Source organism: Pseudoalteromonas sp. APM04 (assembly GCF_022809815.1).
GTDB classification, from domain to species: domain Bacteria; phylum Pseudomonadota; class Gammaproteobacteria; order Enterobacterales; family Alteromonadaceae; genus Pseudoalteromonas; species Pseudoalteromonas marina.
On sequence record NZ_CP094442.1, the window covers coordinates 186,358 to 207,944 of the forward strand.

Here is a 21,587-nt window from a genome sequence, read left to right on the forward strand (position 1 = left end):
AGCCCACCGCATTTCTTACTTGTAATCGATAATACTTGAGGATAAATAGTTGTTATTTATTTGCCTCAAATAAAAAGGTGGGCGATTTTAAATACAAATGACTACAAAGATCAACCAAAAACTACGGTAATTTCAATTTATCGTACAAATAATTAAAATTAGTGAAAACACCGCAATATTTACGCCAATTATGAGCTGTTTTTTACTGTGTTTTTGTTCAGTGGTTAGCCGCTTTAGCGCATCTTCTTTGTTGCAGGCCGACACAATATCTACATAAGAATAATGGTCAGCTTTATAGCGCTCAAGTAGTTCTTTTTCAGCAGGAATTGCGTCTAGTTTGTTTGCCTTTTTTACAATATAGAATTTCATAGCGTGGACCTTTAAAATCTCACTTAACTCCACTGTAATCTCATTTGATGAACTTGACCTGAAGTTGGCTAATACGTGAGTGTTTTAATGCTCTAGTCGGTTTAAAATTTGTAAACCCCCTTTACATTTTTAAATGAATTAAAATAGCTAACAAATTATTGTTATTTGTGCGTACAAAACTTTAGTGAATATCACCCTAAAAATAGGGTGTTTGGTCGCTATTTAATTGAAGAAAACGGCTACATTTGACACAGTATGATCACAAAATTATTTTAGGACTAACAATGAAAAAAATAAGTCTTACGCTTAGTGCTCTTTTATTGCCAATGGTAATGTCGGGTAGTGCTATTGCGTCTTCAGTTGAACAAACAAAAGGCTCGTTTGTTGATAAGTTTCGTCAGTTAGATGAAGCATTGCCGACACCAAATGTTTACCGCAGTGCTGCGGGTGAACCAGGTGAAAATTACTGGCAGCAAAAAGTTAACTACGATATTGACGTGAAGTTAGATGAAAAAAAGCGTCGTCTTAGTGCAAGCCAGAGCATTGAGTATAAAAATAACTCACCGCATACATTAAAATATTTATGGTTACAGTTAGACCAAAATATTTTTAAAAGTGATTCAATTGCTGAAACCACTAAAACCTTTAAAAGCACGTTACAAAGCCTGCCTGCGCAAAAGCCCGCAAAACTGAGCCTAGGGCAGTTACGTCGCCAGCAATTTATGAGTGACAACGAACTTGGCTTTGCAATAAGCAATGTTAAAGACGAAGACGGTAAAGCACTACGTGTAACAATCGTAGATACATTAATGCGTATTGACTTGAATGAGCCGTTAAAGCCAGGTAAAGAAGTTGAGTTCAGCATGGACTTTGCGTTCAATATTGTTGAAGAAGATGCTGTTGGCGCACGCTCAGGATATGAGCATTTTGAAAAAGATGGCAACGATATATTTTTACTTGCCCAGTGGTTCCCGCGTTTAGCGGCGTACACAGATTACGAAGCATGGACGAATAAAGCCTTTTTAGGCTCAGGTGAATTTACGCTTGAATTTGGCGATTACGACGTAGAAATTACAGTACCCGCTGATCACATTGTATCGGCGACGGGTAAGTTAGATAATCCAAGCAAGGTACTTACAAGCACGCAGCGTAAACGTTTAAAGCAATCTGAAACTGCTAAGCGTCCTGTGTTTATCGTGACCGAAGAAGAAGCACTCGAAAACGAAAAAGAAGGCACAGACAAAACGAAAACATGGCGATTTAAAGCCGATAATGTTCGTGATTTTGCATGGGCGTCTTCACGTAAATTTATGTGGGATGCAAAAGGCTATCAGCAAGGCGGTGATGTTCAACCACTGGTTATGGCCATGTCTTTCTTCCCTAAAGAGGGTGGCGACTTATGGAAAAAGTATTCTACTGAATCTGTTGTGCACACAATGGAAGTGTATTCAAAGTATTCGTTTGATTACCCTTACCCAACTGCACAATCGGTAAATGGTCCGGTAGGTGGTATGGAATACCCAATGATTACCTTTAATGGTCCGCGTACTAAGTTACAAGATGACGGTACACGCACCTATTCTCAGTCTGAAAAACGCTTTTTGATTGGCGTTGTGATTCATGAAGTTGGCCATATTTACTTCCCAATGATCGTTAACTCTGATGAACGTCAGTGGACGTGGATGGATGAAGGCTTAAATAGCTTTTTAGATGGTGTTGCTGGACGTGAATGGGATCCTACTATTCCTTGGGGTGTTGAGCCTCGTGATATTGTATCGTATATGAAATCTGAAGTTCAGGTGCCTATCATGACGCAATCAGATAGCGTACTTCGCTTAGGCCCTAATGCTTACACTAAACCCGCTGCCGCGCTTAATATTTTACGTGAGGTGATTTTAGGCCGTGATTTATTCGACTTTGCATTTAAAGAGTACGCACAGCGCTGGAAATACAAGCGCCCTACCCCTGCTGATTTTTTCCGTACTATGGAAGAAGCGTCAGGTGTTGATTTAGATTGGTTTTGGCGCGGCTGGTTTTACACTACCGACCATGTAGATATCTCGTTAGATAAAGTGTATCAACTGCGTTTAGATACTAAAAATCCAGATATAGATTACAGCCGCCTACGTGATATTGAAGCTGACAAACCAACATCGTTATTTGTTGAGCGTAACCGTGCAGAAGGTAAAAAAACATGGGTTGAGAAAAACCCTGATATTACTGATTTTTATGACGAAAATGACCGTTTCACGGTAACGAATAAAGAGCGCAACGCGTACAACAAGTTTTTAAAAGGGCTTGAGCCGTGGGAGCGTAAAACGCTAGACCGTGCTTTAAGTGACGATCAAAACTATTACGTGATGGAATTTTCAAACTTAGGCGGTTTGGTGATGCCAATTTTACTTGAGCTCACGTATGAAGATGGCACTAAAGAAGAGCGTTACATTCCTGCTGAAATTTGGCGTCGTAATCATAAAAATGTACAAAAGCTTATAGTTACTGATAAAAATAAGCCGCTTGTATCAGTAAGTGTTGATCCACGCTGGGAAACTGCAGACGTTGATGTAGAAAATAATAACTACCCACGTCGTATTATTCCTTCACGTATTGAAGTATTTAAAAAGAGTAAGAGTAAAGCTAAAGTGAGTCGCGATATCATGCAAGATATTAAAACAGAGCTTAAAAGCGATGAGAAAAAAGACGCAAAGGATGAAGTAGAGGAACAGCAATAATGCGTTTTTTGTTTATTGTTGTTTGCTTTTTAATTGCTGCGCCAAGTATGGCGCATCAATTAAAATCATCAGTAACGACTGTGCTTTTTAACAAAAGAACGCATAATGTTGAGCTTATGCATCGGTTTTACTTACACGATACTGAGCATGCTGTTAGCAGCTTATTTAAAGGTAAAATTGATATAATTAGCAATAAAACCGATCAACAACGCTTTGCCAAATATGTTGAGTCACATGTGGCTTTGCAAACATTAAATGGTGATGTTGTGCCGCTTAACTTTGTTGGCGCTCAGGTTGATGGTAAGTTTTTTTGGGTTTATCAAGAAGCGCCTATCCCAGAGGGAATTCAAGGGATAAAAATGAGCAATGGTGCGCTGCGTGATTTATGGCCATCACAAGTTAATATGGTGAACGTTGAAGGCAAAGGTAAAGTTAAAACCCTAAACTTTGCTCAGGATGATACCTGGCTTGAAGCTCGCTTTGAGGCTAACTAACTCATTGTTAATATAAAATACGCGCTTATTTAAGTGCGTATTTTATTACACTATTTAACGTGCGTTCATAATTGATCGGTAAAATACCAAGTTACGTAAAAAATTGGGTTGTTTATATTTACCTTGTTTTGCGCAACATACAACTAGCTGCTAAGCTTTTGTTCATTGGTAGTTGCAGTGAAGTTACTGACCACCTCGCACTATTAATTTAAATATAATTAGTATTAATTGTTCCCATTTAAGGGTGTAAGCTCAGAGTATTTTTATGTTTGAAAAAAGCTCAACTAATTATTTTCACAAACAAGGATTGGTATGACGACTCAGGTAGAGGCTATCCATGGTGTTATTTTTGATTTAGATGGTACTTTGGTATCGTCAGAACTCGACTTTTCACTTATTAAAGCCCAAATTGGCTGTCCCGATAACGAAGATTTACTCGACTTTATTGCGCAACTTCCTTCTCCCTATATGCGCGAAGAGGCAATGAACATTGTTCACCAGCACGAATTATTAGATGCGCAACATGCCACGTTGTTGCCAGGTGTAAGTGAAGCTATTGCACTATTAAATGAACGAAATATTCCTATGGCAATAGTGACGCGTAATTTTGACAAAGCCGCTGCACTTAAATTAAAAAATAACCCGCTTCCTATCAGTACAGTACTTACACGAAGTGACGCACCAGCAAAACCCGATCCAAGTGCATTAAATGCTATTGCTGCGCTTTGGAATATTAGCGCAGATAACCTATTGTACGTAGGCGATTACTTATACGATATTCAAGCTGCACACAATGCTAATATGCGTGCCTGCTTATATGCTCCCAATGAAACGCCTCCTTATGCTGATCAAGCTGATTATGTGTTGCATGATTTTTACGATTTGGTTGCTTTAGTTGAAAGCTACTCCAAAAAAGTCGAGTTATGTTAAATTGACGCTATATTAGCTTTAGTAAATTTACCTCTCACAATATGGGCGCTCATTCACTAAGGTTTACTAGCCCAATACGTTTTGAATTGGTAAAATAATAAAAAAATAATGTATTTATTAGAGGCACAAAATGGGTAGAGCATTTGTAGTTCGTCAAAGTTCTATGATCAAAACAGCTAATGCAAAAACAAAAGTAAACTCAAAGTACGGTAAAGAGATTTACGTTGCTGCTAAAAATGGTGAACCCGATCCTGAAGTAAATCAAACTTTGCGTCGTCTAATCGAAAAAGCTAAAAAAGACCAAGTTCCTGCGCACGTTATCGAAAAAGCAATAGAGAAAGCCGCCGGTGGAGCAGGGGAGGATTACTCGGTTGCTCGCTACGAAGGCTATGGGCCGGGTAATTGTATGGTGATTGTTGACTGCTTAACTGATAACCCCAACAGAACCATTAAAGATGTGCGTTTACCGTTTACTAAAACTGATTCAAAAATAGGGACGCCTGGTTGTGTAGCCCATATGTTTGATCATTATGCAGTATTAGGCTTTGCAGGCGATGACGATGAAGTTGTTTTAGAAGCGCTAATGATGGCCGACGTTGACGTTGCTGACGTAGAAGCTGAAGATGGAAAAATTTCGGTTTTTGCACCTCCTACAGAATACTTTAAGGCTAAAACAGCTCTTGAAGACGCATTTGAAGGTATTAACTTTGAGGTAGACGAAATTACTTTTATCCCTCAAGTTAATATTGAAATTGATGATGAAGAGGTTATTGCTAACTTCGATAAATTTATAAATATGCTTGAAGACTGTGATGACGTACAAAATGTGTATCACAATGCAATTATAAAAAAATAATCTTAACGTCGTTTTTTATAGCAAATACAAATTAAAAAGCGTGTTTTGTGTATACAAAACACGCTTTTTTGTATTTACAGAAATGTTAGGTATTCATAGAGGTTATTAATTTATGTGTTTCCATTTTAAAATGAGTTGTTTTAAGTGTGTTTAAACACATTTTTAAAAATATTGGTGTGCTTATTTGTTGATTTAGAAAATAAAAAACCAGCCCTAAGGCTGGTTTTGACACGAAATAAACAATTAAGATACAGCGTTAAACACATTTGGAGTGTATTAACTTTGCTGTGACTTATACTGTATACGGTAGCTATGTAATAACGGTTCAGTATAGCCACTAGGTTGTGTTGTTCCTTCAAGTACTAAGGCGAGGGCTGCTTGAAACGCAATACTATTTTTTAGTGTTTCAGGGCTGCTTGCCATTGGGGTATAGGCTTTATCGTGTTCGTTTTGGCCGTCTACTACCTTGGCCATTTTTGCCATTGTGGATGTAATTTGCTCTTGTGTACATATGCCATGCAATAGCCAGTTAGCCATATGCTGACTAGATATTCTAAGTGTTGCTCTGTCTTCCATTAGCCCTACATGGTTAATATCGGGTACTTTAGAGCAGCCTACACCTTGGTCTATCCAACGCACTACATAACCCAAAATACCCTGTGCATTGTTTTCAAGTTCGCTTTGTATGTCTTCTTTAGAGAGTGTTGACGTATCTTGCATGAGTGGCGGAGTAAGTAAGTCGTCAAGGCTTGCTATTGTACGCTCAGCGATTGCATGTTGCTCAGTAAAAACATTAACATCATGGTAGTGCATAGCATGCAGCGTTGCGGCAGTAGGAGAGGGCACCCAAGCTGTATTAGCGCCCGATTTAGGGTGTGCTAACTTTTGCTCCATCATCAGCGCCATTTTGTCAGGCATAGGCCACATGCCTTTGCCTATTTGAGCTTTTTGGCTTAATCCACAGGCAAGGCCAATATCTACGTTGCGATCTTCGTAAGCACTTATCCAAGGCTGTTGTTTTATTTCAGCTTTAGGGAGCGCAACACCTGCTTGCATTGAGGTGTGAATTTCATCGCCTGTACGGTCCAAAAAGCCGGTGTTAATAAATACAACACGTTGTTTTGCTTCATTTATACATGCTTTTAAGTTTACAGATGTACGGCGTTCTTCATCCATAATACCCATTTTTAAGGTGTTTTTAGGTAAGTTTAAGGCTTCTTCTACATGGGTAAATAGTGTGCTTGTAAAAGCAACTTCTTCTGGGCCATGCATTTTAGGTTTTACAATATTAATGCTCTGCGCGCTGCTGTTTTTTACGCCAGAATTTTTATTTAAGTCGTGCAGGGCGGCTGTGGCAGTAAACATTGCATCCATTATACCTTCAAAAACAGGCTCGCCGTAAACGTCTGTAATGGCTGGGTTTGTCATTAAGTGGCCCACGTTTCTTACAAACATCATGCTTCGGCCTTTAAGCGTTATGGTACCGCCATCAATAGAAGTATACGTTTTGTCGCTTTGCAACGTACGTTCTACAACTTTGTCGCCTTTTTTAAACGATTCGACCAAGTTACCTTGCATTAAACCAAGCCAGTTTTTGTAAACTTGCACTTTATCTTGTGCATCTACGGCGGCTACAGAATCTTCACAATCCATAATAGTAGTTAGGGCTGCTTCAAGTACCACATCTTTTAAACCCGCTTTATCAGCTTGGCCAATAATATGATGGTGATCTATCTGTAATTCTATATGTAAGCCATTGTTTTTAAGCAATACAACGCTTGGGTTTTGGGCTTCGCCTTGGTAGCCAATTAACTGAGATGGGTCAGCTAAAGTGGTTTGAGAGCTGTCACGCAGCGTAATAACTAATGCGCCGTTTACAACAGAATAATTAGTGCTTTCAATATGTGAGCCGTTTTCAAGTGGCAGTGCTTTGTCTAAAAACTGGCGTGCGTATGCCATTACTTTAAAGCCACGAACCGGATTATAGGTAGTGCCTTTTTCTGCCCCGTCATCTTCACTTAACACATCTGTGCCATATAAGGCGTCGTATAACGAGCCCCAACGTGCGTTAGCTGCATTAAGTGCAAAGCGTGCGTTACTTACTGGAACAACTAACTGTGGGCCTGCTGTAACCGCTATTTCGGGTTCAACCTGTTGTGTTTCAATTTTAAAATTTGCAGGCTCTGGCACTAGGTAGCCAATGTCACTTAAAAAACGTTGGTATTGCTTGCTATCCCACGTTTTATTTGCAATGTGGTACTGATCAATTTGCTGTTGCAGCTGTTCTCGCTTAGCCAGCAACGCTTTATTTATTGGCGTGAGCGTTTGAACAATCTTTGCAAAGCTTTGCCAAAATTGTTGTTCTGATAAGTGTGTACCAGGTAATAGTTTAGTTTTAACAAAGTCAGCAAGCTCTAAATCTACGCTGAGTCCTGAATGTGTGAGAGTGTGGGTCATAATTGCCTTCCTTAAACGGTCGCCATAGTATTTGTGCGTTTGAGCAACAATAACGTAAAAAAGCCATGTTGAGTGTGTTTTTGATATTCACAAAAAATATAGTCGTAATAAAAACTATAAATTTACTAAATCTAAAAAATAAGCCTAATGTTGAATTAAGCGCTACGGAGCACTAGCAACGTTGCCACTCTCACAACATTAAATTATTTATATACCCGTTCGAAGGACTTTATTATGACAACATATCAACGCGAAACCGACACACTTTCTACTTTATGCCAATCTCAAGGTAATGCATGGCAGGCAATTAACCCAGAGTATGCAACTCGCATGCGTTTACAAAATCGCTTTCGTACAGGGATTGAAATTGCACAATACACAGCTGACGTAATGCGTGAAGATATGGCCGCTTACGATAAAGATACAAGCCAGTACACACAGTCTTTAGGGTGTTGGCATGGATTTACTGCTCAGCAAATGATGATGGCTATTAAACGCCACCAAAAAACAACTAAACGTAGTTATGTTTACTTAAGTGGTTGGATGGTTGCTGCACTTCGCTCTGCGTTTGGTCCGTTACCTGACCAAAGTATGCACGAAAAAACATCTGTTCCAGCGCTCATTGAAGAAATTTATACATTCTTAAAGCAAGCCGATGCCCGTGAGCTTGACCACTTATTTAATGACCTAGATGAAGCAAAAGCGAATGGCGGCGACGTTCAAGCTGTGCTTGATAAAATTGACAACTTTGAAACACATGTTGTGCCAATTATTGCTGATATTGATGCAGGTTTTGGTAACGAAGAGGCAACTTACCTACTTGCTAAAAAAATGATTGAAGCAGGTGCATGTGCTATCCAAATCGAAAACCAAGTATCTGATGCCAAACAATGTGGTCATCAGGCGGGTAAAGTAACCGTGCCTCACGAAGACTTTTTAGCAAAAATTAATGCGGTTCGTTATGCATTTTTAGAGTTAGGTATCGACAACGGTATTATTGTTGCGCGTACTGATTCGTTAGGTGCAAGCTTGACTCAAAAAGTACCGGTATCACAAACTCCAGGTGATTTAGCAAGTCAGTACAATGCCTTTTTAGAGACTACACCTATTAATGGCGTAGAGGACTTAAACGAAGGTGATACGGCAATGAAAATCAACGGTGAGCTGTGTAAACCTACTCGCCTTGAAAATGGCCTATACCAGTTCCGTGAAGGAACAGAGAAAGACCGCGTAGTACTTGACTGTGTAACTAGCCTACAATCTGGCGCTGATTTATTGTGGATTGAAACAGAAAAGCCACACGTAAAACAAATTGCTGAGCTTGTAAACCGTGTTAAAGAGCAAGTACCAAATGCTAAACTAGTGTACAACAACTCACCTTCGTTTAACTGGACGCTTAAGTTCCGTGAGCAAGTGTACCAAGAGTGGCAAGAAGCGGGTCGCGATTTGAGCGCTTACCCAAGCCTTGGTGATAACAAAGGCCTAATGGCACCAGAAATGGATGCAACAGAGCTTGCAGCCGCAGCTGATGTATTGGTACAAAATTTCCAACGTGATGGTGCACGTGAAGCGGGTATATTCCACCACTTAATTACGCTGCCTACTTACCATACTGCAGCACTTAGCACAGATATTTTATCAGAAGGCTACTTTGGTGACTTAGGTATGCTTGCTTATGTACGTGATGTACAACGCCAAGAAATTCGCCGTGAACAAGCATCTGTTAAACACCAAGACCTAGCAGGTTCTAACATTGGTGATACACACAAAGAGTACTTCTCTGGTGATAACGCTTTAAAAGCCGGTGGTGAAGATAACACCATGAACCAGTTCTAAAAATTTCTAGATAGTGTTACTCAAGGGCCGTAAGGCCCTTTTTTTATGTGTCATAAATATTTTTACTGCACTCACTAATAGCAAAGCCTTTATTAGTGCTAAAAGCGGATAGTGTATGAGAAATAAAAACTTACATTAGGTTACTTAGTTAGTTGAGATCAGGTTTTAACCAACTATAGATATGCGGATCACGTTTTAACTAGCTAACCGAATTTGTAGATCAGAGTTTAACTAACCCTTTAATAAAAGCGTTTTGTAAGTGCTTTTTTGCTGTAAAGGGGCCTTAAAGAGCTATTAAAGTAATCAAAAACGTTATTTTTTGTTTTTTTTGGTGTTTAAATTCGATTTATAAACCGATTTTTTACTAACGTATACCTTTCACAAAACAAAATTTTACCAACTGAAAGGCTATAAACAGTGATTCAAACCGATTTTTTACTAACTCAAACTATAAAAAAGCTATAAACCGAAATTTTACTAACTGAGAAATAGACTAAGTCCGATATTTAATATGCCCTAAAAGTGTAAAGGGGGTTTACACTTTGCACATACGTAAAAGCCACTTTTAAAAAGTGGCTTTTAGTAATTTAATTAATGTAATGCTATTTACTGTGCTTATCAAACCACCATTGAATGTAAGCAACTTTAGTCATTAAATTAGAAGGGCGAGCTGTAATACCATGCGATGCATCTGGTATGCGAACCATCGCGGTGTCAACACCTTGTAATTTTAGTGCTTGGTAGTATTGCTCTGTTTCAGAAATAGGTGTGCGGTAGTCTGCTTCACCTGTAAGCAGCATTGTGGGTGTAGTAACATTACCTACATAACTAATTGGCGAACGTTTCATGTAATGCGCTATGTGATCCCATGGTTTGCCTGGGAACCAGTAATCAGCAAAAAATGGATAAAAGTCGGCAGTTAGTACAAAGCTGATCCAATTTATAACAGGTTTAGCAACAACAGCTGCAGCAAATCGATCTGTATGTCCAACAATCCATGCTGTTAGTACACCTCCGCCAGAACCACCGGTAACAAATAGTTTAGACTCATCAATAAACCCTTTTTTAATAAGCGCATCAACCCCAGACATTAAGTCATCAAAGTCATTACTTGGGTAATTATGATGAATGGTTTGTGCAAACTCTTTCCCATACGAATCACTTCCGCGCGGGTTCATGTATAACACCACATTACCTTTTGCTGCAAAAAGCTGAACTTCGGCACTAAAGTGAGGGCCATAATTAGCGACCGGCCCGCCGTGAATTTCGAGCACTAGAGGATACTTTTTAGTTTTATCAAACCCTGGCGGGTAAGCAATCCATCCTTGAATAGGTAATTGGTCGTGGCTTGATTTAAGCCAAATCTCTTCCACTTTTGCCAGTTGTTTATCACCTAGCGCATCGCTATTAAGCGTGGTTAAGCGCTGAGTTTTACCGCGTTTAATGCTCGCTACATCCGCAGGGCGTTGAGTGTCAGCAAGTGTAAACGCGATATCGCCGTTGCTGCTTACATCAAAATCTCCGCCTGAGTATGGTCGTCCAAATGCTACACTGCCAATTTGTTCGGTGATCACTTTACGCTTGCCACTTCGAGGTTGATAAGCAAGGGTAGTTTGCCCTTCATTGGCATAGCTAAAGTAAACCCCTTTAGAGTTTGCAGCCCATTTTATTTGCCCAACGCTTCTATCAAAGTTGGGTGTTAAGCTTTTGGTGTTACCCGTTTTTAAATCACGAATGTAAAGTTGAGTATTTTCGTAGTTAGTGCGTTTATCGTCATATCCTGTATACGCAAGGTAACGACCATCAGGGGAGACTTTGGGTTGTTGATCTGGGCCATTTCTATTTGTCACAGCTTCAATGGCTAATGTATTAAGATTTAACTTATATACTTCGCTGTTTGTAGGCTTGAGTTCACCATTTTTATGCCTATTGGCTGAGTAGTAAAGTAAGCTGCCATCTTTGCTAAAGCTAACATCACCTGCGTTATCAAATTCATCGCTAGTAAGTTGCTTAGCATTTCCGCCATTAGCATCAAGTGTAAATAATTGATTAAAGCCTTTTTGCGAGTATCCACCACCATCGGCTCGATAGTATACGTCATCAATAAATTTAGCTGGCTCTGCCCACGTTGCGCCTTTCGGTTTTCCTGGCAAATTAACCGGTGGCGTGTTTTTACTTGGTACAAACATGCTGAATACAAGCTGGCTTGAATCGGGGCTCCAACTAATAGCGCGAGGGCTACTGGTTAAATTACTTATTTTGGCAATGGCACCGGTTTTAAGCCACTTCATATAAATTTGGCTGCTGCCATCACGGGTAGATATAAAAGCAAGGCGCTGCCCATCTGGAGAAAGTACTGGCGAGTAATCCATATGAACGCCTGAAGTGAGCGGCTGCATTTGTTTGGTTTTGTAATCAACAGACCAAATGTTTCCCACTTTTCGGTCTGTTTTTATATCCATGCGGTTTCGCACAAAGTAAACGGTTTTTCCGTCGTCGGTAATATCTATTTGATTTGCATATTCTAAATCAAATACATCTTGAAGTTGCAATGTGTGTGTATTGTCATTTGCGATGGCCAAATGGCTTGCGCTTAATATAAAACTAAGTGCTAAAAGTTGTTTCATTATTAATCCCTGTTGTTAACTTATGTACAGTTATAAGTGAGGGATTATTAAATTAACAGTGCAATGCGATGAAGCTCATATTTAACTCCATGGGTGTATTTAACAAGTTAGGGTAAAAAGCTGTAAAGGGGGTTTACAGCTTTCGTATATTATTAAATGTCAGTCACACAGTGCTTTTATTTCTTTAATGAGTTCAATTGCATCATTATTGTCTCCATGCACACATAAGCTATGTGCATTTAGCATTAGTTGCTTACCTGAGCGTGTGGTTACACTGCCTGTTTGTAAGAGCTGTTTGACCTGTGCAAGTATGGCGGGTTTATCATGTACGCTGCCATCGAGTTTGCGAGAGACCAAAAAGCCCTCATCAGTGTATTGCCTATCTGCAAATGCTTCGAGTACTAGTTCTACATTAAACTGTTTAGCTAACTGGATGTGCTTATCTGCTTGGTTAGTCGCTAAAATCATTAGCTTTAGTTTGCTAGGGTAGCTCGCGACAGCAGATATAATGGTTGCTAATACGTCGTTGTTAGCCATCATATCGTTATAAAGTGCACCATGTGGTTTTACATAGCTTAACGTAAGCCCCTGTATTTTTGCCATGCCTTCAAGCGCTGCTATCTGATACTGAATACAATTAGTTAGTTCGCTTGTTGTTAACGCCATAGAGCGTCGTCCAAATCCTTGAAGATCAGGGTAACTGGGATGCGCGCCTACCGTTACGTTGTTTTTTTTAGCTAACGTTAATGTTGTTGCTATTACATCAGGGTCACCGCCGTGAAAACCACAAGCAATGTTCGCCATATTAATATGAGGCATAACTTGATCATCTAGCCCCATTTTCCATGAACCAAAGCTTTCGCCCAAATCACAATTGAGTTTCATGTTAATTGCCTTTTTGCGGTTTAATTGTAACAGGCAAGGTGCCATTGGCAGTGGCTTGGCCTACTAATACTTTAGCGAGCGCGGTAAAGGCAGGGCCTGAAACACGCTCGTGCGTGTCTACATCAATATTGTAAGCATAAGAGGCCAGTACACTGTGAGCATAGTCGCCAAATTTAGCAATGTCGTAAGGAGCCCTCAAACTTATAAATACAGTACGCTTATTAAATTTGTTAGCCATGGCAAGCAATGACTCAAGCGCTTGTGGCTGTTCGCGCGTATTAAGCGCAAAATTAGGGTCATCTTTTAAATCATCCATGCCACCAATTTCAACCGCGCTTTGATTGGGCGTGGCATTACCCGCTATAACAATATCAGCTGTTTTAATGCTCTGGGCTGCTTTTGCTGGGTCAAACCCTTGTAAGCTGCTGCAGCTGAACGTAATAGATGATGAACTTGCAGATTCAATTGCTTGCTGCATAGCCATACACTTACGGGTGTCGGGCATAATAATATGTATATGTTGGTCATCATTTAAATTTAGTGGCAATGTGTTTTCTGTGTTTTTTACCTGTGTTATTGCTGCTAAAGCAAGCTCAGCTTCTATTTTTCTGTGTTGTTTATTGCCTATTATACTTTTTGCATTAACTACTGCATTAATAGGGTCAAACTCAGTAGATAACGCAAATGCATTTTTAAGCGAAATAATGCGCGCAGCCGATTGTGTTATTTCTTGCTCATCTAACTGATTTGACTCGACAGCATGAACTAACGACTTAATAAGCTCATCGAGCTTTTTTATATCATCGGGCGTTCTTATTTCTATAGGCATAAGCGCAATATCAACGCCGGCTAAAAATGTATTTATAACAGCTTGAATGGGTGTAAAAAACTGACTAATACCTGCCATATCAAGTGCGTCGGTAACCACTACGCCTTTATAGTTAAGCTCACCTCTTAAAATGTCGGTAATAATAGTGCGCGACATAGTGGCGGGTTTAATCATTGTTTTGCCTTCTACAGAGACAAAGGTTGAGCTATCAAGCGCTGGGTATTGTATGTGCGCTGTCATGATCATACCGGGATTTTGCTTAGCAATAATATGTTTAAAAGGGGCTAAATCTTGTTCGTAAATGGTACTTTTTGAGTGGGCAACGTTAGGGAGTCCTGTGTGGCTATCAACGTGAGTATCGCCATGTCCCGGAAAATGTTTGAGCGATGTAATTATGCCATTGCTCTCAAACCCAGCCACTTGTGCTGCGCCAAGTTCACTCACTCGTTGTGGGTTCTCACCAAACGAGCGTACATTTATAACGGGGTTGTCTGGGTTCATATTCACATCAATGGTGGGTGCATAATTTACATTGATTCCCAGAGCTGTTAGCTCATTGGCAATAACCGTTGCTGATTTAGTAGCAAAATCAACGCCATGCTGTTTATAGGTTGCACCAATAGACATATTGCCCGTGAATGACGTTGCAATATCACGCGGCAAACGCGCAACTCTTCCGCCCTCTTGGTCTATTGATATAAATAGTGGCAGTTTACTTGAAGATTTACTGGCAGCCACTTGAAGTTGATGGCTAAGCGTAATGGTTTGTTCAATTGACTGTGTGTTTTCTGAAAATAATATAACGCCACCAATGTTATAGTCGCTGATTACGCGCGCTAATGACTCTGGTAGCTTTGTCATAGGCGTTCTGCAATGTTTACCAGTGCCTTGTTCACAAAAATAGCGAAAATCGAGCATTAACTTTTGCCCTAGTTTTTCCTCAAGAGAAAGAGCCGGTTTTGCAACCGCTTTAATTGATGGCATTAAGCACCCAGATATAAAAATAATTGACGATAAAACATACTTATTTAGCAAAATACACTCCAAAGCTAAATAAAATGAACAAGTGAAAGCAGCTTATCTATTTTTTTATATAACTGCAAAATAAGCGCACCCTAGTCATTAGGGGGAATGTAACGTCACAATATAATAAAAGGTTATTTGGCTGGTTATTAAAAATACACTATGTGCTCAAATATTAGATAATTAATAAATGGCGGGGTATAATTGTAAATACTTTTTAACAAAGTACTTGCTTTAATAGCAGTGTACTGTGGGCTATCTACTTTTGCTGAATAAATTATTTCCTGTGCTTAATCTGCGTCTTCTTATTGTGCTATTGGCTTTTTCTGCGGCTTTAGCCACGCTCATTAGTAGTTTTCATTCAACATACCAAGTACAAAAAGAGCAGTTAATAAGCCATACATTAAAAAGTAACTTTGCTTACGCTAATAAATTAGCTTCAGCAACCGACAACTTTTTAGAGTCGGCAAAACAACAACTTGCATATTCAGCAAATAAAATTGAGCAAAACATAAATAATGCAGCATTACTGCAAGAAGAAGTAACGCGCTTAAATTTGCAAACAAATAGCTTTAATTCAGTAGTTATAAGTAAGAATGGGGTTATAAATGCCACATCCCCTTATTTACCTGAAATCATAGGAAAATCAATTTCCTCTCCCGGCGCAACACAGGCTTTAAAAGAAAAAAAGCCACTTATTAGTATGCCGTACATGTCAGCAGCCAATAATTTAATTATATTTATATCGCATCCCTTATTTAACGAAGAAGGGAATTACTTAGGCTACGTGGGCGGCTCGTTATATTTAAAAGAAAGAAATATTTTAAACGATCTCTTAGAGCAACATTTTTACGAAGGGGGATCGCACCTTTATGTCGTCGATGCTAATAAGCAAATCCTGTATCACCCAGATAGCGAGCGAATAGGTACAAGCGTTGCCAAGAATAAAGTAATCAATGCGGTTATTACAGGAGAGGCGGGGCAAGCCGTTGTTGTAAACAGCAAAGGGGTAAAAATGCTCGCAGGATTTTCACCCGTTATTAATTCAAACTGGGGCGTAGTGGCTCAACGGCCCATCAAAGCAACACTTGCATCTCTAGATACATTAATCATGGAAGTATTTGCAAGAACGCTCCCCATGGCGTTAGTCACCTTCATACTCATAGGTGTATTTTCGTATTTTATTTCACGCCCATTAAAGCAACTCGCTAGTAGCGCAAACAGGCTCGATGAAGTAAACAGTATAGAAAAGCTAAAAAAAATAAAAGCGTGGTACTTTGAAAGCCAAAGATTGAAGCTGGCGATGCTTAATGGCGTCAATATTTTACAAACACAAATAGGGCAACTTAAGCACGATGCCCAAACCGATCCGCTGACAAACACCCTTCGCTATTTTAGAAATAGACATCGATTTTTTTAAACGTGTGAACGATACCTTTGGGCACGATAAAGGCGATGAAGCACTTAAAGTATTAGCCGATATTATAAAAAAGATCTCTCGAAAAGGGGATATTGTATCGCGTATTGGTGGTGAAGAGTTTTTACTTGTATTGCCTCATGAAGACAGCCAAAGCGCTCTAAAAATAGCAGAGCGATTACGCACCACAGTTGAAACAACGCAAATGGAAACAATCGGTTTCATTACCGTTTCAATCGGAATTGCAACTTGGCCAACCCACAGCAATAACATCGACCAAGTATATAAATGTGCAGACAAAGCGCTTTACCATGCTAAAGAGCATGGCCGTAATCGCTGCGTAGTGGCAGAGCCTAGTTAGTATAGATAAGCCCATATACTAAAATTGCGTATTTATAGGTGAGTAATTTACTGAAATCTCCACATTAGAAATTTGGTCATGGCTATTCAGGTAAGTAACTAATTCTTCAATATCACTATTTTTTTCTGCTAATAATTTATAATTATTCTGAGTAAGCTTTGATAGTTTAAATTTTTTACTTAAATCCATTGGGATAGAGTTACCCAGAAGTGTTACAATAATTGACCCCGTTATAACTCCCTTTTGCCCCATTGTTTGGTTAAATACGACATCACCTTTTTTTAAAATCTGAGATGAATAAGTTAATTTGTCACCTGATGAAAAAATACTTCTAACTTGCTGCTCTCTATTTTTTTTAATATATGTTTTTACACTTCTTTCATCAATAGTATCAACTAAGTTTTCATCGCTAGTTAATCGGGTATCTTTAGGTTGATTATCATTTGTACATCCTATCAATATGAGAGTTGTAATAATTGTCATAGATGAAAAAATATTTTTTGTTTGCATTTCTTTACCTTAATTTGAAAATTAGATTGGTCTGTGCTTTGTATTTATAGATTATGTTGCTACTGTTTACATGTATTGCATTTAAAATACAAAAATCAAACAAAAATTACAAAATATAAACAGGGTGTTTTATGTCTAGTTTCAAAGTTTCTACTGTGGCCGCAATAGTTGCAGCTACATTATCAGCAGGCCAACTAACCGCAGCTGAATCAGCGCAGTATTTCGATGTTACCGCACAATCTAAATCACAAACAATGGTTCCAGCTGCAGTTCAGCAACGCGCTTTAGCAGCACGAACTACAGTTTCAGGCCATAATTCCATTTTTGATGCTCAAATGGGTAAAGCCACATTTTTATGGCAAGCTATTGGCCAAGCTAAACCGGATATGGCTCTGATTGAGCCTGCTATGCGAAATAAATATGCAGCTGACTTTTATCTAGAGTCATTAACGGGTGTAAGTAGCCAAAAAAGTACAGTAGCTTCAGCTGTATTAGCTGATTTACATCAGCAAAAGCGTGGCTCTATTACTGCAAAGTATAGACAGCAAGTACATGGTATTGAAGTATTTAACCGCGAATACAATTTAGTAATGGATAAAGAGTTTAACCTAGTTGCTGGCTCTGGTTACTTTGCCGACACAGCTTCTGTTGATGGTTCATTTGCAGTATTGAATAACTTTTTAACTGCAGAGCAAAGTATTCAGGCTGTTTTTAGAGAGTTGGCAGGAATTAATGTGTCACTTACAAAAATTGGTGAACAGAGTGGGTATGCTAAATACAAAGCAACATCTGCAGATGATTCAAAAGTCATCATCGGTGAGCCTCGAGCTAAAAAAGTATTTTTCGAAGTTGCTGGCGAATTAGAGTCTGCTTATTATATAGAAATAGAAGTTGCTGATGCTAACTCGCTAGAAAGTGATTATTACAGCTACGTAATCGGCTCGCAAAATAATAAAGTTTACTTTAAGAAAAATTTAAAATCACATGCAACAGATTTTAACTATCGCGTTTACGCTAATCAAGACGGCTACCCAATGGAAAGTCCTCATGGTGATGTAATCCCTGCCGATGGACCAGAGCAGATAGATGAAACAGAGATTTTAGATGCGCCAATGGTTTCTTTATCTTACTACAACAAAATAAGTACTATGGATCCATGGTTAGCTGACGATGCAACGACAACATCGGGCAATAATGTATTTGCTTATGCCGATGTTGTAGCGCCGCAAGATTTTAGTGAGGGGGATTTTACTGCTGAAACAAATGCAGATTTTACTTTCGATTATCCATATCAGGTTGACCAAGTAGCAAACAGTTACGAAAATCGAAAAGCTGCTATTGTAAACTTATTTTACATGAATAACTTTCTGCATGATTTCTTTTATGATCATGGCTTTGATGAAACGTCAAATGTTGCTCAGTTATCTAACTACGAACGTGGTGGGATTGAGGGCGATCCAATAGAAGCTCAAGCGCAAGATAACTCTGGTCGTAATAATGCAAATATGTCTACCCCAGCTGATGGCGCTAGCCCACGTATGCAGATGTACCTATACGACAGTAAAGATGCAATGGTAGGCGTAGATTTTGGTGTAACAGTTACATCAAATGCAAGTGTAGGGCTATTAAACTCAACACAACCATCAAGTTTTGGTCAGAATCAATTTAGTGATATCGAAGGTGAAGTTGTTCGTATCGACGATGGTAATGCTACAGACTCTGAAAGTATCAACGACGGATGTGAGCCTGCTGTAAATGCAGTAGATCTCGCTGGTAAAATTGCAATTATTGACCGTGGTTCATGCGCGTTTACTCAAAAAGTACTTAATGCGCAAGATGCAGGTGCAATCGGTGCAATTGTTGTAAATAATAACCCCGATACAGATGAGCCAGCCCCAATGGGTGGGGCAGACGATGCTGTATCTATTCCTAATCTGGGCTTAAATTTTGCTGATGGAAAAGCTATCTATGACTTAATTGCTGCAGGTGATATTGTTACTGTTGATATGTTTAATAAGGCAACATTGAAAGACGGCACCTTTGATAACGGTATTATTGCACACGAATGGGGTCATTATATCAGTAACCGCTTGGTTGGTAATTCATCGGGGTTAATTAACTTCCAAGGACGTGCAATGGGTGAAGGATGGGGTGATTTCCATTCATTAATGTTTATTGCAAAAGCTGATGATATTAATATTGCAGGTAACGACAAGTTCCAAAAAGCTTACGGGAGTGGCACATTCGTAGAGGACTTCTACTACGGTATTCGTCGTGTACCATATTCTACAAATACAGATGTTAACCCTCTTTCATTCCGTCATATTACAGAGGCAGCAGGTGAAGATGTAGGTATTTCTCCAACTAACGTAGCTTCGCCGCATGCTGCAGGTGAAATATGGGCAACTATGCTATGGGAAAGTTATGTAGCGTTAATAAATGCACATGGTTTTGAAGATGCACAAAGTCGTATGGCAGATTACCTTGTAGCGGGTTACAAATTAACACCAGTAGCTCCACTATATACTGAAGCTCGCGACGCAATATTGGCTGCTGCCTATGCTGTTGACCCCGCAGACTACACACTAATTTTAGAAGCATTTGCTAAACGTGGCATGGGCCTGGGTGCAGAAGCACCTGAGCGTTTCAGTACCGATTTAACTGGTGTTGTGGAGTCAGACAAAACTCAGCTTGCAACCTTTGCTTTATCAGATGTAATGGTTAATAACGCATTTAATGGCGCAGAAGTTGGTTTTTGTTCAAATGACAATATCTTAGATAAAGGTGAAACAGGGTCTATCAGTGTAAGCATAGTCAACCGTGGTAGTGAAACACTATCCGGTACTAAAGCTCAGCTGACAGTTGTTAGTGATCATGATGTGACTCTTGAAAATGAAGGTTTGGTCACTTTTGGTGAAACAGCGCCATTTGCTACATCAATAAGCGAAGAAATTATGCTGACTCTAAATGATGCAGGTACCGCTGAAACGCTAGAGATACAAGTAACTTTCCCTGAGCTAGAAACAGATGATGATATTGTTGAAGCACTAGAAGATTCTATTTCATTCACTGTAAATATGGCATTTGAAGATAAATCACCAGTTAATGCAGTAGTGTCAGATGATATGGAAGTATCAGCCTCATCATTATTTGACCTATCTGAAAACGTAATGTTTGGTGGCTCCAACGCTGTTGGCACTCAGAGTATGGATAATAGTGGCAACATAGGCTTCTTTGACCAAGCTGGTTTTGGCTTGGGGGATCAGACTATGTTCTTAAACAATAATGGTTTCCAATCAGATGTGGCAATCGAGTCTAAAACGTTTGAAATTGGTTACGCTGGTGATTTCGAAATTTCATTCTGGCATCTATACCTTATAGAGCAAGACTGGGATGGTGGTGTTGTAGAAATTAGCGTAAATAATGGTGATTGGACTGATGTTACTGAAATGGGGGGACAATTTTCTGTAGGTTACGATGGTGAGCTTATTGAAAACACATCTCAGGCTTTACAAGAGCGCGGTACATTCACTGGTAGAAATATTCAGGAGTCTGGTGCATATGGTAATTATGAAACAATCAACTTTGGTACTGCATTAAATGGTAACCAAGCAAAAGTACGTTTCCGTATTTCATCTGACGCTGTAGTTTCTGATTTTGGTTGGTGGATTGATAATTTAACAATGTCAAATGTATTGTCACCTGTGTTCTCAACAGTTGTAGCAGGAGATTCAATCACTTCTTGTGACAATGCGATGCCGTTATTACTAGTTGAAAACGCATCAAGTGAAATTAGTGAGTCAGAAACAGGGACCATTACAGCAAGTGCATCAGATCGAAATGACGATACGTTAACATTTGCATGGACTCAAGTAAGTGGTTCTGCAGCAACATTATCAGGGGAAGATACAGCTACACTCTCATTTACACCAGCAGCAATCACCGCTGATGAAGATCTTGTTTTTGAAGTTGCGGTTAGTGATGGCACTGCAACTGTAATGCAACAAACTACTGTTACGGTTAAAAACGAAGCTGAACCGGTAGCACCTGTTGTAGAGAAAAAATCAAGCAGCGGTAGTGTTGGCTTTATTGCCTTACTACTAGCACCATTAGTTTGGTTTAATAGACGCCGTAAACGCGTTGCCAAATAGCTGAAAATAAACTTTACTTTAAAAGCCCTTAAATTTATTTAAGGGCTTTTTTGTTTCTTAAGTTTTTTTTAAGTTTCGCTCTTTAACTTATAAACATACTCCTTAAACGG

Annotated in this window: 12 protein-coding genes and 1 pseudogene; 7 read left to right on the top strand and 6 right to left on the bottom strand. The window is 39.3% G+C overall.

The features are described 5' to 3' along the window. Positions 1–132: 132 nt before the first annotated feature. The gene (locus tag MTP24_RS16800) at positions 133–369 is read right to left on the bottom strand and encodes a hypothetical protein (RefSeq protein WP_039037299.1); all 237 of its coding nucleotides are present in this window, start codon (positions 367–369) and stop codon (positions 133–135) included. A gap of 284 nt (positions 370–653) precedes the next feature. On the opposite strand from MTP24_RS16800, the gene MTP24_RS16805 reads away from it, so the two are divergent. The 4 genes from MTP24_RS16805 (at position 654) to MTP24_RS16820 (ending at position 5,381) form a co-directional block, all read left to right on the top strand. Beyond that, the gene (locus MTP24_RS16805; protein ID WP_039037298.1) at positions 654–3,101 is read left to right on the top strand and encodes a M1 family metallopeptidase; all 2,448 of its coding nucleotides are present in this window, start codon (positions 654–656) and stop codon (positions 3,099–3,101) included. Beyond that, complete coding sequence (locus MTP24_RS16810) at positions 3,101–3,595, top strand: DUF6702 family protein (RefSeq protein ID WP_243534365.1); 495 nt, start codon at positions 3,101–3,103, stop codon at positions 3,593–3,595. Before MTP24_RS16805 ends, MTP24_RS16810 begins: the two co-directional genes overlap by 1 nt. 312 nt (positions 3,596–3,907) lie before the next feature. Beyond that, on the top strand, positions 3,908–4,525 hold the full coding sequence (locus MTP24_RS16815; protein ID WP_243534367.1) for an HAD family hydrolase: 618 nt from the start codon (positions 3,908–3,910) through the stop codon (positions 4,523–4,525). Between the two features lie 130 nt (positions 4,526–4,655). After that, positions 4,656–5,381, top strand: coding sequence for a YebC/PmpR family DNA-binding transcriptional regulator (locus tag MTP24_RS16820; protein WP_008132889.1), 726 nt, complete (start codon positions 4,656–4,658; stop codon positions 5,379–5,381). A gap of 276 nt (positions 5,382–5,657) precedes the next feature. Here the strand turns inward: MTP24_RS16820 and MTP24_RS16825 are convergent, their stop codons facing one another. Beyond that, on the bottom strand, positions 5,658–7,838 hold the full coding sequence (locus tag MTP24_RS16825) for a malate synthase G (RefSeq protein WP_243534369.1): 2,181 nt from the start codon (positions 7,836–7,838) through the stop codon (positions 5,658–5,660). A gap of 234 nt (positions 7,839–8,072) precedes the next feature. Between MTP24_RS16825 and MTP24_RS16830 the strand changes: the two genes are divergently transcribed. After that, the gene (locus MTP24_RS16830; RefSeq protein ID WP_006793310.1) at positions 8,073–9,674 is read left to right on the top strand and encodes an isocitrate lyase; all 1,602 of its coding nucleotides are present in this window, start codon (positions 8,073–8,075) and stop codon (positions 9,672–9,674) included. Between the two features lie 602 nt (positions 9,675–10,276). Here the strand turns inward: MTP24_RS16830 and MTP24_RS16835 are convergent. The 3 genes from MTP24_RS16835 to MTP24_RS16845 all read right to left on the bottom strand — a co-directional run bounded on the left by MTP24_RS16835 (position 10,277) and on the right by MTP24_RS16845 (position 14,999). Further along, positions 10,277–12,301 carry a S9 family peptidase gene (locus MTP24_RS16835; RefSeq protein ID WP_243534371.1) on the bottom strand — a complete coding sequence of 675 codons (2,025 nt, stop codon included), beginning with the start codon at positions 12,299–12,301 and terminating at the stop codon, positions 10,277–10,279. 159 nt (positions 12,302–12,460) lie between these two features. Next, positions 12,461–13,186, bottom strand: coding sequence for a 5-oxoprolinase subunit PxpA (locus MTP24_RS16840; RefSeq protein ID WP_243534373.1), 726 nt, complete (start codon positions 13,184–13,186; stop codon positions 12,461–12,463). A 1-nt stretch (position 13,187) separates the two neighbouring features. Beyond that, positions 13,188–14,999 carry a glycoside hydrolase family 3 protein gene (locus MTP24_RS16845; RefSeq protein ID WP_243534529.1) on the bottom strand — a complete coding sequence of 604 codons (1,812 nt, stop codon included), beginning with the start codon at positions 14,997–14,999 and terminating at the stop codon, positions 13,188–13,190. 349 nt (positions 15,000–15,348) lie between these two features. On the opposite strand from MTP24_RS16845, the pseudogene MTP24_RS16850 reads away from it, so the two are divergent. Then, positions 15,349–16,816: pseudogene (locus tag MTP24_RS16850) on the top strand (sensor domain-containing diguanylate cyclase). Positions 16,817–16,834: 18 nt separating this feature from the next. Here the strand turns inward: MTP24_RS16850 and MTP24_RS16855 are convergent. Beyond that, entirely contained in the window at positions 16,835–17,326 is a 492-nt protein-coding gene (locus tag MTP24_RS16855) for a hypothetical protein (RefSeq protein ID WP_138740682.1), read from the bottom strand. Between the two features lie 131 nt (positions 17,327–17,457). Between MTP24_RS16855 and MTP24_RS16860 the strand changes: the two genes are divergently transcribed. Then, a complete protein-coding gene (locus MTP24_RS16860) occupies positions 17,458–21,477 on the top strand; it encodes a rhombosortase-dependent M36 family metallopeptidase (RefSeq protein ID WP_243534375.1) in 4,020 nt (1,339 codons plus the stop codon). The last annotated feature ends 110 nt before the right edge of the window (positions 21,478–21,587 follow it).

What these genes read in the sequence shown, in the direction of transcription:
- MTP24_RS16800 (WP_039037299.1), bottom strand. Translation starts at nt 369, where the DNA reads ATGAAATTCTATATTGTAAAAAAGGCAAACAAACTAGACGCAATTCCT.
- MTP24_RS16805 (WP_039037298.1), top strand. Translation starts at nt 654, where the DNA reads ATGAAAAAAATAAGTCTTACGCTTAGTGCTCTTTTATTGCCAATGGTA.
- MTP24_RS16810 (WP_243534365.1), top strand. Translation starts at nt 3,101, where the DNA reads ATGCGTTTTTTGTTTATTGTTGTTTGCTTTTTAATTGCTGCGCCAAGT.
- MTP24_RS16815 (WP_243534367.1), top strand. Translation starts at nt 3,908, where the DNA reads ATGACGACTCAGGTAGAGGCTATCCATGGTGTTATTTTTGATTTAGAT.
- MTP24_RS16820 (WP_008132889.1), top strand. Translation starts at nt 4,656, where the DNA reads ATGGGTAGAGCATTTGTAGTTCGTCAAAGTTCTATGATCAAAACAGCT.
- MTP24_RS16825 (WP_243534369.1), bottom strand. Translation starts at nt 7,838, where the DNA reads ATGACCCACACTCTCACACATTCAGGACTCAGCGTAGATTTAGAGCTT.
- MTP24_RS16830 (WP_006793310.1), top strand. Translation starts at nt 8,073, where the DNA reads ATGACAACATATCAACGCGAAACCGACACACTTTCTACTTTATGCCAA.
- MTP24_RS16835 (WP_243534371.1), bottom strand. Translation starts at nt 12,301, where the DNA reads ATGAAACAACTTTTAGCACTTAGTTTTATATTAAGCGCAAGCCATTTG.
- MTP24_RS16840 (WP_243534373.1), bottom strand. Translation starts at nt 13,186, where the DNA reads ATGAAACTCAATTGTGATTTGGGCGAAAGCTTTGGTTCATGGAAAATG.
- MTP24_RS16845 (WP_243534529.1), bottom strand. Translation starts at nt 14,999, where the DNA reads ATGCCATCAATTAAAGCGGTTGCAAAACCGGCTCTTTCTCTTGAGGAA.
- MTP24_RS16855 (WP_138740682.1), bottom strand. Translation starts at nt 17,326, where the DNA reads ATGCAAACAAAAAATATTTTTTCATCTATGACAATTATTACAACTCTC.
- MTP24_RS16860 (WP_243534375.1), top strand. Translation starts at nt 17,458, where the DNA reads ATGTCTAGTTTCAAAGTTTCTACTGTGGCCGCAATAGTTGCAGCTACA.